The sequence below is a fragment of the Mumia xiangluensis genome, assembly GCF_010994095.1.
Lineage (GTDB): Bacteria > Actinomycetota > Actinomycetes > Propionibacteriales > Nocardioidaceae > Mumia > Mumia xiangluensis.
Window position 1 is genome coordinate 478,027 of sequence record NZ_WJYO01000001.1, and the last position, 15,191, is coordinate 493,217.

Here is a 15,191-nt window from a genome sequence, read left to right on the forward strand (position 1 = left end):
ACACCAATCGCGTCCGTGCGTGCGGACGTCCAGGGGTCGAGCACCCCCTACCAAGGGCGGGGGCTCCGATGGACCTCTGGCCGATGTGCCGGCGCCGGGCGAAGGCCAGGCTGGGACCATGACCCTCGAGCTCGCCGGTTTCCTCCTGGTCATGGCGCTGGTCGACAGCACCAGTATCGGGACGCTCGTGATCCCGGTCTGGCTGATCCTGGCGACCCGCCGCGGGCACCTCGGCAGGGTCGTGGTCTACCTGGTCACGATCGCGGTCTTCTACCTCGTGCTGGGACTCGCGCTCGCCGCCGGCGCCCATGCACTGGTGCCCGTGCTCGGTGACCTCTTCACGTCGACCGCGGGGTACGCCGTGCTGACGGTCCTCGGTGTCGGACTGTTCTGGTTGAGCTACCGGATCGACCCGAAGGCGAAGGCGAAGCGGGGCCAGGACCCTGCGGAGTCCTCACGGCGCTGGCAGGCCCGCATCACGCGCGCCCTGGCGACGCCAGGCGGCATCGCCGGGCTCGCGCTCGTCGCGGGGGTCATCGAGGCGGCGAGCATGCTCCCGTACCTCGCGGCGATCGGCGCCCTGTCGGCGGCCGACCTCGGTGCAGCGACGACGGTGGCGACGCTGGCCGCATACTGCGTCGTCATGATCCTCCCAGCGCTCACGATCCTCGCGCTGCGGATCGTCGCGGCGCGGTGGGTCGATCGTCCCCTCGAACGTCTCGGCGCCTGGGCGGAGCGCAGCGCCGGCTCCGCGACGGCATGGACGGTCGGCATCGTCGGGGTGCTGCTGGCACTCCACGGCATCGGCGGGCTGCTCTGACGGCGGGGGCGCCGCAGCCCTGTGACCGGCTTCACGCTTCCTCCTGCTAGCAGACGCTTGCAATTGCAAGCGTCTGCGCCAAGACTGGACACGTCCCAGTCAACCGACAGGGGCAGCCTGACCGAGGGGACATCAGCATGGCCATCAAGGAACAGCTCACGAGCCCGACCCCGCTCTTCGCGGTCGTCGGCGCCGGCGACATCGTCGTCGCCAAGGTCCGCGCGTCCATCCCATCGGCCGACGAGGTCGACGGTTTCGTCGGCGAGGTCAAGGGTCTGCCCGAGCAGCTCAAGACCGTCCCGGAGCAGCTCAAGACCCTGCCCGACCAGCTGAAGGTGCTGCCGGAGAAGGCTCAGGCAGCCGCGCTCGATGCACTCAAGGGGCTCGAGTCCACCTACGCCGAGCTCGCCGTCCGCGGCGAGTCGCTGGTCGGCCGTATCCGCGCCCAGCGCGCGACCACCGACCTCGAGGACTCCGCCAAGGCGACCGCGGCGAAGGTGAAGGCCGCCTCCACCACCGCGAAGAAGTCGGCGAAGGCCACCAAGTCCGCCGCCAAGGGTGCCGCCACGTCGGCACGCAAGACCGCCGCCGCCGCGAAGAAGGCCGCGACGGCCGCCGCCGACAAGGTCGGCGACTGACCCGACGGGCGCGAGATCGACCCTCCAACGGTCTCGCGCCCGTCGGCCCTCCCCGTGGCGGCGCCCGGTGACGCGCGGCTTAGCCCTGCCCGCTGGGTAGCCTGAGCCCGTGGAGACACCCGAGCAGCCGGCGCAGCACATGCGCGTGTCCGACGCGGACCGCGAGCGCGTCGCCGAGATCCTGCGCCAGGCCGCCGGGGACGGCCGCCTCGACCCGGACGAGCTGGACGAGCGGCTCGGCGCCGCGTACGGCGCCAGGACCGTCGGAGACCTTGCGCCGCTGACCGTCGATCTCCCGTCGGCACAGCCGTACGCCCCCGCTGTCCCCGTCCGGCGCGGCAACGTGGTCGTCCCGGGCAGCGAGCCGACCCGCGAGCGCGGGATCGCCGTGCTCAGCGGCTTCGAGCGGCGCGGCGACTGGCTCGTCCCGCAGGAGCTCAAGGTCGTCGCCGTGATGGGTGGCGCGCACATCGACATGAGCCAGGCTCGCTTCAGTGCCTCCGAGGTCGTCGTCACCGTCAACGCCGTGATGGGTGGTGCCGACATCGTCGTCGGTCCGACGACCCGTGTCGTGATCGAGGGCATCGGCATCATGGGCGGCTTCAGCGGCCCGCACGACGATAGCCAGGTCACCCCGGACAGCCCGACGCTACGTATCCGCGGCGTGGCCTTCTGGGGCGGCGTGAGCGTGCGCCGCGACTGACGCCGAACGCCCCCCTCAAAATTCGCTTGCTCCTCCGTGCCATCCTGGAGGGGCGATGAAGAACTGACTCCGAACCCGCTCGCGCCCGAGGCGATCCGCCCGGCGAGCCCCTCCGAACCCCCACGAGGTTCCTCGGTGTCTCAGTCCTTCTCCAGCCAGTCCTCCCGCACTCCCGCCGCTCCGGCGGCCGCCATCACGCGGGCTCTCGTCGCACGAGGGATCACGGTCGCGTACGGCTTGCGTCCCGTCCTCGACGACCTCGACGTCACCGCCTCACCCGGCGAGCGCCTCGGCGTGGTCGGCGAGAACGGCGTCGGCAAGTCGACGCTGCTGCGTGTCCTCGCCGGCATCCAGGTCCCCGACCACGGCACGGTGACACGGCCGGCCCACGTGACGTACCTCGGTCAGGTCCCTGACCTCCCGCACGACGGCACGGTCCGGGACGCGATCGACGGCGCGCTGGCCGACTTCCGCACGCTCGAGCAAGAGATGCGCACGCTCGAGGCGGCGATGTCCGACGGCGACGCGGAGGCTCTCGAGTCGTACGGCGACGTGCTCGACGAGTACGACCGCCGCGACGGCTGGTCGGCGGACGCACGTGCAGCACGCGCGATCGCAGGGCTCGGGCTCGCCGACCTTGCCGACGAACGTCCCCTCATGACTCTGTCGGGCGGCCAGCGTTCGCGCCTCGCGCTTGCTCTCGCCCTGGTGACGTCAGCCGACCTGATGCTGCTCGACGAGCCGACGAACCACCTCGACGACGCAGCTGTGGACTACCTCGAGCGGGCCTTGAAGGAGCAGCACGGTGCGGTCGTCGTCGTCTCCCACGACCGCGCGTTCCTCGATGCCGCGTGCACGGCCGTGCTCGACCTGGACCCGACCCTGCACCTCGCCGCGGACGGCACGCCGTCGACCGGGCCGGCCCGCTACACCGGCGACTACTCCGCGTACCTCGATGCGAAGGCCTCCGCACGCGTGCGCTGGGTCCAGGCGCGGGACGCGTGGGACGAGGCGTACGACGAGGCGAAGGCCACCCTCACGGGCGGGAGCCGCCAGATCGGGCACGGTTATCGGACGCCTCGCGACAACGACAAGTTCATTGGGCACTTCCTCGGCGAGCGCAAGGACGCGGCGGTGTCGCGACGGGTGCGGGACGCCGAGAACCGCCTGGCTCGCCTGGAGAAGAACGTCGTGCCACCGCCTCCGGAGCAGCGCGCGTTCGCAGGTCTCGCCTCCGCCACGCCGAGCGACGGCGTCCTCGTGTCGGTCCGCGACGTCGAGGTCCGTGGTCGTCTGAGGATCGAGGCGCTCGACGTCACCGCCGAGACGCGCCTGCTGGTCGTCGGGCCCAACGGCGCCGGCAAGTCGACACTCCTCGGCGTCCTGGCTGGAGCGATCGAGCCGGATGAGGGTGCCGTACGACGGCAGCGGCGGCTGCGGGTCGGCTACCTGCCGCAGGAGGACCGGTACGCCGATCCGAGCGCGAGCGCGTTGGCGGTGTTCGCGGACGGGCACGAGGGTCCGGCCGAGGAGCGGCGCGACGCGCTGCGGCGTACGGGGTTGCTGCATCCGCGGGATCTCGACAAGCCGGTCGGTGACCTGTCGGTGGGCCAGCAGCGACGACTCTCTCTCGCGCGGGTCGTGAGTGACTCCCCTCAGCTGCTGCTGATGGACGAGCCGACGAACCACCTGTCGGTCGCGCTCGTCGAAGAGCTGCAGGACGCGCTGGTGACGTCGAAGGTCCCGGTGGTGCTGGTCACGCACGACCGCTGGTGGCGTCGGCGCTGGGACGGCGCGACGCTGGCGCTCAACCCGACGTGACAGACCTGCGCGCACGCGCGCAACCACGCGAGGTCTGACGTTGGCGGCCACTACTGCGGCCACCAGTCGAGGTGGTGCAGCTCCAGAACGGTGCCGGTGCACCCGGGGCTGGCGCAACGGCCGCCCTGGCGCAGGTGCACAGCGGTCCGCTGCGCCGGGGTCGCCAGCCGCGCCGGCTCCGCTCCGCGCGTGCCCTGCAGACGGTCGAGGTCGACGGTCACCTGCAGGTGCGGACGGATCCCCTTGCGGGTGGGCAGGCCATGGTCGAGGACGGCATCGAGCAACGCGCCCAGCCCGTCGAGGCGACGCTGCGCGGGAGTCCGGTCGTCGTCGCGGTCGACCGCGGAGCCGAGCGAGCTGAGCACCGTCTGCAGCTTGGCACCGGTGGGGATGTCGAGGAATCCGTCGACGGCATGTCCGTCGCCCACCCGCGACACCTTCAGGTCGCGCTTCCATGCCGCTGATGTAGGCCTCGTCGAGCCGGTCGGGGTGGTCCTCGCCGAACACGATGGCGTCGTCTCCGCCCTTCTTGAGGGCCGACGAGAACTCGTGCACAGGCTTCTCGCCATCCCCGCCCGACCCTCAGCCCGGAGTATGACGCCCCGCGCAGAGACCGGTCCACAGGTGGACGCGCGAAAGGGCGCGCCGTTCCTACGGTCGGTGCATGACCTCACCGCTCGTCGCGTCCGACCTCGTCCAGACCTACGGCGAGGGCTCGACCGCCACCCACGCCCTCGCAGGCGTCAGCCTCACCGTGGCACCCGGCGAGTCGCTCGCGATCATGGGTCCGTCGGGTTCCGGCAAGACGACCCTCCTGCACTGTCTCGCCGGAGTCATCTCGCCCACCGCCGGGTCTGTCGTGTGGCGCGGAGCCGATCTCGCCGCCCTCGGCGACCGGCGCCGTACGGCATTGCGTCGTACGGACTTCGGGTTCGTCTTCCAGTCCGGCCAGCTCCTTCCCGAGCTGCCCGCGGTCGAGAACGCCGCCCTCCCGCTCATGCTCGCCGGCACGTCCCGAGTCGAGGCGACCCGCGTGGCCGCTGCGTGGCTGGCCCACCTCGACCTCGCAGGGATGGAGCGCCGTCGCCCCGGCGAGCTGTCCGGCGGCCAGGCGCAGCGGGTCGCGATCGCTCGGGCGCTCGCGACCGCACCCGGCGTGGTGTTCGCCGACGAACCGACCGGGGCGCTCGACCAGGCGACCGGCGCCGACGTGCTGAACGTCCTCACCGGGGCCACCCGGTCGACCGGAGCGGCGCTGGTCGTGGTCACCCACGACGAGGCCGTGGCGCGGCACTGCTCACGGATGGTCACGATGCGCGACGGCCGGATCACCGGCGCGTACGTGCACCACGACACCGCGGACCAGCCGGCGTACGACCCTCAGGCCGCACGATGAGGGCCACCGTCGCCCTCTGGTCGATGCTTCGGACCCGCAGCTCGCGGAGCCGTGACCCGCAGCGCCTCACCGAGCTGCTCGCCGTGATCGCCTTCGCGACCACGACGGCGGTGCTGCTGATCGTCATCGGCGGCTTCCAGGCGTTCTGGGACCGGGCCGGCGGGGCAGACGGCATCCGTGCCGGGCTCGAGACGGCGGAGACGCCGTACGACGTCCAGTACCCGTTCCTCGCCGGCATCGCCGTCCTCCTCATCCTCGTGCCGCTCGGCACGCTCGGTGCCGCAGCCGCGCGCATGGCGGCCGCACGACGAGACGCCCGCCTCGCGGCGCTCCGCCTGTGCGGCGCCACGCGCAGCCAGGTCGCGGGTCTGACCGTCATGGACGCCGTCGCGCAGGCTGCCGTCGGAGCACTCGCGGGAACGATCGGGTACGCGCTGCTGGTGCCGGTGGTCGCACAGGTGCGGTTCCAGGGGCGTACGTTCGCGCTGTCCGAGCTCGTCGTCGGCGTGCCTGTCGTGCTGGGCTCGCTCGTCGCCGTGGTGCTCATCGCGGTGCTGTCGGCCTTCGCGAGCCTGCGGCGAGTGGCGATCACGCCGCTCGGTGTCGCTAACCGGGTGACGCCTCCGGCGATGCGCGCCGTGAGGCTCCTGAGCACCGTCGCCGCAGCGGCAGCGCTGATCGTCGGTCCCCAGCTCGCGGGGGGCTCGGCGGGTCTCGCGCTCGGCGTGCTCGTGGCGCTGCTCCTCATCACGTTCGCCACGATGAACGTCGTCGGCCCGTTCGTGCTCTGGGTGGTCGGGCGCATCACGGCGGCCGTCGCACGATCGGTCCCGACGCTGCTCGCGGGCCGACGGATCGCCGACGCTCCGAAGTCGGCGTGGAGGTCTGTGGGCGGCGTGGCTCTCGCCACCTTCATCGCCGGGCTCACGGCCACCTTCTCGCTCCTCGACCCCGCCGGCGGCGTACGACCCGACGAGGCCGCCTTCATCGCCGACCTCAAGACCGGAGGGTTCCTGACCCTCGCGATCGCCGGGCTCCTCGCCGCGGTCTCGACCGGCGTGATGCAGGCGGGACGCGTCATCGAGCAGCGCGAGGAACACCGGGCGCTGGTGCTCGCGGGTACCGATCGCCGGACCCTCGACCGCGCCCGCATGCGGGAGACAGTCGTACCCCTCACCGCCAGCGTCGGCGTCGCCACGGTCACCGTCCTGATGGTGATGGTCCCCGTCGTCGGGCTGCAGCCGGTGTCGGATCCCGGCGTGGTCGTCCAGTACCTGCTGTGCGTCGCTGCCGCGTCGGGACTGGTGCTCGCTGGCGCGGCGGCGGCAGGCAGGGTGGCGCGGGTGGGGTAGGGGTTTCGACTCGCTGCGCTCGCTCAACCAGCGGGGGTGCTGCGCTCGCGCGGCCAGCGGGAACGGCGCTCGCGCGGCCAGCGGGGTTTCGACTCGCTGCGCTCGCTCAACCAGCGGGAACGGCGCTCGCGCGGCCAGCGGGGGTGCTGCGATCTCACCCGCTGCTCGCCCGGACCTCCCCCGTACGGGGGACCCGCAGGCCGTCTCCGATCGCGAGGCTCGAGAAGTCCCGATTCCTCTCCAAGGAGATCATCGTGCTCCACGACCTCGGTACGCGCGTACGCGCTCCGCTCGCGCTCGGCGCCACGTCCACGCTCGTCGGCATCCTCGCGGTGTGGTGGCTGGCCGCGCCGGACGACAACCCCTTCCGGCACACGGCTGGCGCCGTCTCGCTCGTCGGTCTGCTCCCCGGCTCCGCCTCAGCGGTCCTTCTCCTGGTCGCCAGCGCCCTCGGCCTTGCCGTCGCCGCCGGCCTCCGTCGCGGGTCCGCCCCGCGCGGGCTCCTCGTCCCGGCCGCGCTCGTGGCCGCGGCCCTCACGGCGTTCTGCATGGACACCCAGCTGATCTCGTTCGTCGGCTACCTCTGCGCGATGACCATCCCTCTCGTCGGCGTGATCCTCGTCGTGTCGGCACTCGGTCGCTCGACCGCCGCACGCGTGACGGCGCTCGTCGCCGTCGGCCTCGTCATCTGGTGGGGCGTCGCCTCGGGCTCGCTCGCCCCCGACGCGATCGCGGAGCTGGTCCGCAACCTCGGCTCCGGGTACGCCCGCGTCGGCGCCCGGCCGTGGCTCCTCCTGGGGCTCGCCCTCGCGACTGCCCAGTGGCTGTCGCTCACCGCGACGCTCGCGTCACCGCTGACCGACCGCCTCGCCCGACCCTCCGCGCGCCTCGACCGGATCACGACGGTCGCCACTGTCGTCGCCGCGCTCGGCCCGCTCCCGTACGTCGCCGTGCGTGCCACCTGGTTGCTTCCCGACGGGTTGTTCACGGGCCCCATCACGCCGGCCGACCTCGACCCGTCGACGCGTCTGTGGGGTCTCCTGCTGGGCGCCGCCGCGCTCGGAGGCTCGATCCTCACCGTCGGTCTCATCCGGCCGTGGGGGCGAGTGTTCCCCACCTGGATGCCGCACCTCGGCGGTCGGCCCGTTCCTGTCGCCGCGGCCGCCGTACCGGGCTACGCCGTCGCGTTCGTCCTCACCGCCTCCGCCCCGTCGATCGTGCTCCTGTCGTTCGAGCAGGCCGCCGACGGCGACCCGGACGCGCTCTGGATGCTGCTCCTGCTGCCGTTCTGGATGTGGGGCCCAGCGCTGGCGGTCGCCGTCTGGGGCTACGTGCGCCGCAGGAGGCTGGAAGCGCTGCCCGCTCCGCGGCCGACACCCACCCCGGGCAGGATGGCTGCATGAGCGCACGGACCGGGGCCAGGACGGCGCTGCTCCGTACGGTGTTCCTCCTCATCGGAGCGGCGCTGTTCCTGGCCTTCGGCCTGCTCGGCCTCAGCGTGGCGGCGACCGGTCGCGAGGCCGCCAACGCCGTCGTCGCGGTCGCCGGTGCTGCGTTGGTTCTCGCTCTGCTGGTGTCGGTCTCGTCGTTCCCGGGCGTCCGCGACATGGAGGTCGCCGCCGCGCGCATCCTCCTCGACCCGCCGGGCGAGCTGGTCGACGAGCCCGTGGACCGACGCGGCCACCGGTGGCGGACGACGGGGTTCGTCCTCGCGCACGTCCTCGCCGGTGGGGCGGTCGGCACCGCTGTCGTCGTCGGCATCCCGCTCGCCTACTCGGAGCTCCCCTGGTACGCCGCGACGGTCGCCGTCGTCGCCGACCTGGCGGTCGTGGTCGTCGCCGGCATCGGGATGGCACGCCTGGCGGTCGTCTGCCTCGGACCGACCGACGCCGACCGGCTGGTCATCGCCGAGCAGCGAATCCGGCGCGAGCAGGCGCAGCGCGCGATCGCCCGCGACCTCCACGACGGGATCGGCCACGCGCTGAGCGTCATCTCGCTGCAGGCCGTGGGCGGCCGTCAGATGGTGTCGAGGGATCCCGAGCACGCCGCGGAGTCGCTGCGGATCATCGCGGACACGGCACGCCAGGCGCTCGACGAGCTGGACCACGCGCTCGGTGTCCTGCGCGACGAGCCCGGCCCCTCCGGTCGAGTGCCCGTGCAGGGGCTCGACGACGTCACGCTGCTCGTCGCGTCGTACGTCGCGGGCGGCGCCGACGTCCGCGCCGACCTCGCGGACCCGGTCGGCGTCCCAGCGCTCGTCTCCCACGAGGCCTTCCGGATCGTCCAGGAAGGCCTCACCAACGCGTACGAGCACGGGGACGGCTCCGCCATCGACCTCGAGACCCGGGTCGCGGACGCTCTGGTCGTCTCCGTGCGCAACGGGGTGTCCCCCGACAGACCTCACGGTCGCGCCGAACGGTCCGCGGGGCGAGGTCTCGCCGGGCTGCGCGAGCGGGTCACGCTGCTCGGCGGCGAGCTCGACGTACGCCGCGACGCCGCGACGTGGCACCTCGTCGCGCGGCTCCCGCTCCCTCCCGGCCCCGCCGAGGAGGATGAGCGATGAGCGCGACGGTCCGCGTCCTTCTCGTCGACGACGAGCCGCTCGTACGCCGCGGCCTGCGAGCGATCCTCGAGAACGATCCAGGCATCGACGTGGTCGGCGAGGCGGGCGACGGCGCGGCGGCGTTGGCGGCAGCGCGGTCGCTCACCCCCGACGTCGTGTGCATGGACGTGCGCATGCCCGGCGTCGACGGCATCCGCGCGACCGAGCTCGTCCTCGCCCTCGACGCTGCACCGCGGGTGCTTGTCGTGACGACGTTCGAGAGCGACGACTACGTCTTCGACGCCCTCCGGGCCGGCGCGTCGGGCTTCCTGCTGAAGCGAGCCGATGCTGACGAGGTCGTCGCGGCCGTGCGCGCCGTCGCCGCCGGCGAGAGCCTGCTCTTCCCCGAGTCCGTCCGCCGCATGGCCGTCCGCCACGCCCCCGCCCGCTCGACGTACGAAGGCCCGGCGCTGACGCCGCGTGAGACGGAGGTGCTCACCCTGGTCGCGCGTGGCATGTCCAACCCCGAGATCGCCCAGGAGCTCGTGCTGGGCGTCGAGACAGTGCGCACCCACGTCGCGAACGTGCTCGGCAAGCTCGGCGCGCGCGATCGTACGCAGGCGGTCGTGATCGCGTACGAGTCCGGGCTGGTGGCGGTGGGGTAGGGGTTTCGACTCGCTGCGCTCGCTCAACCAGCGGGAGACCGCGAGCCCCACCAGCGGGAGAGCGCGAGCCCCACCAGCGGGAGAGCGCGAGCCCCACCAGCGGGAGGATCCACCTGCGACAGATGGTTGCGTGCAACAACCATTGACACAAAGGGGTATCGCTGGAAGATTTCCGGCAGTACGTGCTTGCCCAAGCACGTCCTCATCCTGCGGAGGACCAGCATGAGACGACCTGCTGCGATCTTGTTCACCACCGCCCTCGTCGGAGGACTCCTCGGAGTCATCCCGGCGACCGCATCACCCCCGACAGCCCCCACCGACTCTCCACCGGGCGACCTCGAGGTCTACACCGGCACCGTCGACGCCCGCGGACTCGACCTCCTGGGCGAGGCAGGCGTCGACCGCGGACACGACGTCCTCGGCGCCAGCAAGGACGGCAAGGCCAAGGTCGAGGTGGTCCTCCCGGAGAACGAGGCCGCGAAGCTCCAGGACCAGGGCGTCGACCTGACGCTCAAGAAGATCGACGGCGTGAAGTCGTCGACCCTGATGGCTCGCCAGGCGCGCGCCGGCTACGAGGTCTTCACCTCCTACAGCGAGGCCGGCGGCATCAAGGACGACATGGTCGCCACCACCCGCGCGAACCCGAAGCTCACCAAGCTCGTCAAGGCCGGCACGTCGGGCCAGGGCCAGGACATCCTCGCCGTCAAGGTCGGCAAGAACGCGTCCAAGACGAAGGACGGCAGCAAGCCCGCCGTCCTGTACGGCGCCACGCAGCACGCTCGTGAGTGGATCACCCCCGAGATGGTGCAGCGCTTCATGCACTACGTCATCGACCAGTACGGCAAGGACAAGCGGATCACCAAGATCCTCGACACCACCGAGCTGTGGTTCCTCCCCGTCCAGAACCCCGACGGCTACGACTACACGTTCACCGAGGGCAACCGCCAGTGGCGCAAGACGCTGCGCGACAACAACGGGGACGGCCAGACCGCTGTCGGCGACGGCGTGGACATGAACCGCAACTTCCCCTTCAAGTGGGGCTACGACAACGAGGGCAGCTCGCCGCAGACCTTCAGCGACACCTACCGCGGCCCGTCAGCCGGCTCCGAGCCGGAGACGCAGGCGACGACCGGGCTCGTCGACAAGGTGGGCTTCGAGTTCTTCATCAACTACCACTCCGCCGCCGAGCTGCTGCTCTACGGCACGGGCTGGCAGGTCGAGACCCCGACGCCGGACGACGAGATCTACACCGCGCTCGCCGGCAACGACGCGAACTCGGCGATCCCGGGCTACGACCCGGACCTCTCCGCCGAGCTCTACGTGACCAACGGCGACACCGACGGTCACACCCACGAGGTGCAGGGGACGCTGGCCTTCACGCCGGAGATGTCGACCTGTCAGACGATCAGCAACCTCTACCCCGACGACGAGTGGGTCGCGGACGACTGCGCGAGCGTCTTCACCTTCCCCGACGACGAGGAGCTGGTGCAGGCGGAGTTCGAGAAGAACATCCCGTTCGCGCTGTCGCTGGCGGAGTCCGCGCACGACCCCGACGACCCGCGGTCTGCGATCGGTCTCAAGGCCGACGACATCACGCCGGACGCGTTCACGACGTCGTACGGCAAGAAGCAGACCGTCGCGGTCACGGCGAAGCGCAACCTCAAGGGCCTGCTGATGTCGTACTCGATCAACGGCCGCTTCCGTGGCATCGCTCCGATGAAGGAGTGGAAGGGCGGCGAGAAGTACGGAGGCGAGAACGACAAGTACTACGCCGAGTACCGCGCCACGGTGAAGGGGCAGAAGCCGGGCGACACGGTCAAGGTCACCTTCACGGGGATCAACGTGAAGCCGTTGCGTGCTGCGAAGGAGTCGTTCAGCTACACCGTCGCGGACGACATCGGAGGTGACGTGCTGATCCTCGCCGCCGAGGACTACACCGGTCTGTCGCCGGTGCAGGGCGTGACCGCGCCGAAGTACGTCACTGCGTACGCCGACGCACTGAACGCCGCCGGCTACAGCACCGACGTGTACGACGTCGACGCCAACGGCCGGAAGGCCCCGCACGACCTCGGCGTCCTGTCGCACTACGACGCCGTCGTCTGGGAGACCGGCGACGACATCATCCCGAGGAACGTCGGGCAGGTCGGCGGCACCGCAGCCAAGTGGGGGTACGACACGGAGCTTCGGGTCCGCGACTACCTCAACGAGGGCGGCAAGGCGCTGATCGCCGGCAAGTACGGGCTGTACGCGCAGGCCGCGGACGGCTCCTACTACTACCAGCCGGACGAGGAGACGGCCGGATCGTGCACGACGCCTGAGGTGTACCCGTGCCTGCCGCTGGGCAACGACTTCCTCCAGTACTGGCTGGGGTCGTACCAGTACGTCGACAACGGCGGCACCCGTGACGACGGGACGACGTTCCCGCTGTCCGGGGACGAGGGTGGACCGCTGGAGGGCTTCGCGGCTCAGCTCGACGCCACCCAGGACCACACGGGCGCCTTCGTCTCGACGTCGTCGTTCCTGCCGGTCGACGAGTTCCCGCAGTTCGAGTCGAGCGCACCGCTGTCGTGGGATCGCGGCTTCGGTGACCCGTACGCGCCTTACACGGGCGACTGGTTCATGAGTGCGGGCTCGGCCGACTCGTCGTACAAGCGGTTGGCGACGACGGTGGACCTCGCCGGGAAGTCGTCGGGGCGGCTGGACTTCAAGTTCAGCGCCGACGTCGAGGCTCACTGGGACGCACTGTTCGTCGAGGCCCGTCCGGTGGGCACCGACGAGTGGACCACGCTGCCCGACCTCAACGGTCACACGTCGCAGGACACCGGTGACAGCTGTGCCTCCGGCTGGGTGGACGAGATCCACCCGCAGCTGGGTCACTACATGAACGCGGCCTGCGAGCCCACGGGCTCGACCGGCGCCTGGAACGCGTTCAGCGGCAACTCCGCCGGCTGGCAGGACTGGACGGTCGACCTGACGCCGTACGCCGGCAAGCAGGTGGAGCTCGCCATCGTCTACGCCACCGACTGGAGCACCACCAACCTCGGTGTCTGGATCGATGACGCCAAGGTGACCCTGGACGGCGCGACCGCCAAAGAGACCTCGTTCGAGTCCGACCTCGGTGCCTGGACGGTGCCCGGAGCACCGGCCGGGTCGCCGGGCAACCCGAACGACTGGGAGCGCGGACAGGCATCGGTCGACGAGGGCGCCGCGGTCATGACGCCCGACACGATGCTGTTCGGGTTCGGCCTCGAGGGTCTCGACGCGGCGTCGCGCCAGGATCTGCTGAGCCGGTCGATGGAGGCGCTGCTGGAGTGACGACAGGCTCCGCTGGTTTTCGACTCGCTCCGCTGGTTGAGCGAGCGGAGCGAGTCGAAACCAGAGCGCGGGGCGCTGCAGCCGGGAAACCGGTTGCGGCGCCCCGTTAGCATGGGCACGTGCAGTACTACTTCTTCATCTGACGGCTGACTCCGACGCGACCCCTGCGTCGTCGAGTCCCCTGGTCGCCTGCGCGACCCCCGTCATCTCGAGGAAGCACTCCTATGAACGTACGCACCACCCTGCCCGCGCGCGCCCGTGCACAGCTCACTGCCGCCGACCTCCACGTCGTACGCGGTGGCCGAACCGTCCTGTCCGGTGTCGACGTCGCCGTGTCTCCCGGCACCCGTCTCGGTGTCGTCGGTGAGAACGGACGCGGCAAGACGACCCTGCTCCACCTCCTCGCGGGCCGGCTCGACCCGGACGCGGGCACCGTCGCCCGCGTCGGCACGCTAGGCATCGCCGAGCAGGAGATGCCCTCCGACGCGGGGCGCACGGTCGGCGACCTCGTCGACCTCGAGCTCGCCGACGCGCGTACGGCCCTGGCCGAGCTCGATGCCGCCACGCTCGCCCTCACCGAGGGGCGGCCCGGCGCGGACGACGCGTACGCCGCCGCCCTGCACGCCGCCGAGACGCTCGACGCGTGGGACGCCGATCGCCGGGTCGACGTGGCCCTCGAGGCCCTCGGTGCGATCAGCGATCGTGCCCGCCCGCTCGAGACGCTGTCGGTCGGGCAGCGCTACCGGGTGCGGCTCGCGTGCCTGCTCGGCGCCGACCACGACCTGCTCCTGCTCGACGAGCCGACCAACCACCTCGATGCCGACGGCCTGGCCTACCTGACGGAGCGTCTGCGGACGCACGCGGGCGGTGTCGTCCTGGTCAGCCACGACCGAGCGCTGCTCTCCGATGTCGTCACCACGGTGCTCGACCTCGACCCGAGCGTCGACGGCCGTCCGCGGACCTACGGTGGCGGGTACGCGGGCTACCGCGAGGGGCGCGACGCCGAGCGGGCGCGCTGGGTCGACACGTACGAGGCCCAGCGCGCCGAGCACGCGCGTCTGACCGCAGACCTCCAGACCGCGCAGGACCGCCTGGCGTCGGGCTGGAGGCCGGAGAAGGGCACGGGCAAGCACACGCGTGCGACGCGGGCGCCGTCGCTGGTCCGCCAGGTCAACCGCCGGCGGGACGCGCTCGACGCGCACGCGGTCACCGCGCCCGCGCCCCCGCTCAGGCTGCAGGTCCCGACGCTCCCCGTACGCGCGGGCGTACGCCTCGTGCGGGCCGAGCGCGTCGCCCTGTCGGGTCGACTCGCCGGACCGGTGACGTGCACCCTCGAGTCCGGTGACCGTCTCCTGCTCACGGGGCCGAACGGCGCCGGCAAGTCGACGCTGCTGCAGCTGCTCGCCGGCGAGCTCGCGCCGAGCGAGGGCGAGGTCCGCACTGCACGGCACGCCCGGGTCGGGCGGCTCCACCAGGAGTCACCGGCACCTTCTCCGCTCCGTGCGGCGGACGCCTACGAGCAGCACGTCGGCCGACTGGTCACCTCGGGCCGGCTCGCGGAGTCGGAGACGGTCGCGCTGTCGTCGCTCGGGCTGCTGACGTCGGCAGATCGCGCCCGTCGGGTCGCAGACCTGTCGACGGGCCAGCAGCGGCGGCTCGACCTCGCGCTGGTGCTGGCCGCGCGTCCGCACGTCCTGCTCCTCGACGAGCCGACCAACCACCTGTCGATCGCGCTCGTCGACGAGCTGACCGAGGCGCTCGGGGCGACCGGTGCCGCCGTCGTGGTCGCGACGCACGACCGGCAGATGCTGCGCGACCTCGACGGGTGGGAGCGGCTCGAGCTCTGAGCGGGCTCACCCTCCGCTGGTTGAGCGAGCGGAGCGAGTCGAAACCCCGACCGGATCGGTCCGCGATGATCGGGTGAGAGGGTCCGCGTGCC

At 71.8% G+C, this 15,191-nt stretch carries 12 protein-coding genes; 11 read left to right on the plus strand and 1 reads right to left on the minus strand.

The genetic code is table 11. From position 1 onward, the window contains the following. The first annotated feature begins 118 nt into the window (after window positions 1-118). The 4 genes from GH747_RS02075 to GH747_RS02090 all read left to right on the plus strand — a co-directional run bounded on the left by GH747_RS02075 (window position 119) and on the right by GH747_RS02090 (window position 3,982). The gene (locus GH747_RS02075; RefSeq protein ID WP_149767798.1) at window positions 119-820 is read left to right on the plus strand and encodes a GAP family protein; all 702 of its coding nucleotides are present in this window, start codon (window positions 119-121) and stop codon (window positions 818-820) included. 137 nt (window positions 821-957) lie between these two features. Beyond that, on the plus strand, window positions 958-1,458 hold the full coding sequence (locus tag GH747_RS02080; RefSeq protein WP_149767800.1) for a hypothetical protein: 501 nt from the start codon (window positions 958-960) through the stop codon (window positions 1,456-1,458). 109 nt (window positions 1,459-1,567) lie between these two features. Further along, the gene (locus tag GH747_RS02085; protein WP_149767802.1) at window positions 1,568-2,161 is read left to right on the plus strand and encodes a DUF1707 SHOCT-like domain-containing protein; all 594 of its coding nucleotides are present in this window, start codon (window positions 1,568-1,570) and stop codon (window positions 2,159-2,161) included. Between the two features lie 135 nt (window positions 2,162-2,296). Further along, a complete protein-coding gene (locus tag GH747_RS02090; protein WP_205602722.1) occupies window positions 2,297-3,982 on the plus strand; it encodes an ABC-F family ATP-binding cassette domain-containing protein in 1,686 nt (561 codons plus the stop codon). A gap of 50 nt (window positions 3,983-4,032) precedes the next feature. On the opposite strand, the gene GH747_RS02095 is transcribed toward GH747_RS02090, so the two are convergent. Continuing rightward, window positions 4,033-4,551 carry a DUF222 domain-containing protein gene (locus tag GH747_RS02095; protein WP_149767804.1) on the minus strand — a complete coding sequence of 173 codons (519 nt, stop codon included), beginning with the start codon at window positions 4,549-4,551 and terminating at the stop codon, window positions 4,033-4,035. A 95-nt stretch (window positions 4,552-4,646) separates the two neighbouring features. On the opposite strand from GH747_RS02095, the gene GH747_RS02100 reads away from it, so the two are divergent. From GH747_RS02100 to GH747_RS02130, 7 genes are all read left to right on the plus strand, one after another. Next, a complete protein-coding gene (locus GH747_RS02100; protein WP_149767806.1) occupies window positions 4,647-5,378 on the plus strand; it encodes an ABC transporter ATP-binding protein in 732 nt (243 codons plus the stop codon). Next, complete coding sequence (locus GH747_RS02105) at window positions 5,375-6,730, plus strand: FtsX-like permease family protein (RefSeq protein ID WP_149767808.1); 1,356 nt, start codon at window positions 5,375-5,377, stop codon at window positions 6,728-6,730. The genes GH747_RS02100 and GH747_RS02105 overlap by 4 nt, the downstream gene beginning before the upstream one ends. Before the next feature lie 254 nt (window positions 6,731-6,984). Next, window positions 6,985-8,133, plus strand: a complete 1,149-nt coding sequence (locus tag GH747_RS02110; protein ID WP_149767810.1) for a hypothetical protein — start codon at window positions 6,985-6,987, stop codon at window positions 8,131-8,133. After that, window positions 8,130-9,293, plus strand: coding sequence for a sensor histidine kinase (locus GH747_RS02115; protein WP_149767812.1), 1,164 nt, complete (start codon window positions 8,130-8,132; stop codon window positions 9,291-9,293). Before GH747_RS02110 ends, GH747_RS02115 begins: the two co-directional genes overlap by 4 nt. Then, entirely contained in the window at window positions 9,290-9,937 is a 648-nt protein-coding gene (locus GH747_RS02120; RefSeq protein ID WP_149767814.1) for a response regulator transcription factor, read from the plus strand. Before GH747_RS02115 ends, GH747_RS02120 begins: the two co-directional genes overlap by 4 nt. A 222-nt stretch (window positions 9,938-10,159) precedes the next feature. After that, window positions 10,160-13,252: a M14 family metallopeptidase gene (locus tag GH747_RS02125; RefSeq protein ID WP_205602723.1), complete on the plus strand. Its 3,093-nt coding sequence runs from the start codon at window positions 10,160-10,162 to the stop codon at window positions 13,250-13,252. Between the two features lie 224 nt (window positions 13,253-13,476). Further along, entirely contained in the window at window positions 13,477-15,099 is a 1,623-nt protein-coding gene (locus GH747_RS02130) for an ABC-F family ATP-binding cassette domain-containing protein (protein WP_149767816.1), read from the plus strand. The last annotated feature ends 92 nt before the right edge of the window (window positions 15,100-15,191 follow it).

Bases quoted from the DNA above. Each gene is read 5' to 3' on its own strand.
- GH747_RS02075 (WP_149767798.1), top strand. From the start codon at position 119: ATGACCCTCGAGCTCGCCGGTTTCCTCCTGGTCATGGCGCTGGTCGAC.
- GH747_RS02080 (WP_149767800.1), top strand. From the start codon at position 958: ATGGCCATCAAGGAACAGCTCACGAGCCCGACCCCGCTCTTCGCGGTC.
- GH747_RS02095 (WP_149767804.1), bottom strand. From the start codon at position 4,551: ATGGCGAGAAGCCTGTGCACGAGTTCTCGTCGGCCCTCAAGAAGGGCG.
- GH747_RS02100 (WP_149767806.1), top strand. From the start codon at position 4,647: ATGACCTCACCGCTCGTCGCGTCCGACCTCGTCCAGACCTACGGCGAG.
- GH747_RS02105 (WP_149767808.1), top strand. From the start codon at position 5,375: ATGAGGGCCACCGTCGCCCTCTGGTCGATGCTTCGGACCCGCAGCTCG.
- GH747_RS02115 (WP_149767812.1), top strand. From the start codon at position 8,130: ATGAGCGCACGGACCGGGGCCAGGACGGCGCTGCTCCGTACGGTGTTC.
- GH747_RS02120 (WP_149767814.1), top strand. From the start codon at position 9,290: ATGAGCGCGACGGTCCGCGTCCTTCTCGTCGACGACGAGCCGCTCGTA.
- GH747_RS02125 (WP_205602723.1), top strand. From the start codon at position 10,160: ATGAGACGACCTGCTGCGATCTTGTTCACCACCGCCCTCGTCGGAGGA.
- GH747_RS02130 (WP_149767816.1), top strand. From the start codon at position 13,477: ATGAACGTACGCACCACCCTGCCCGCGCGCGCCCGTGCACAGCTCACT.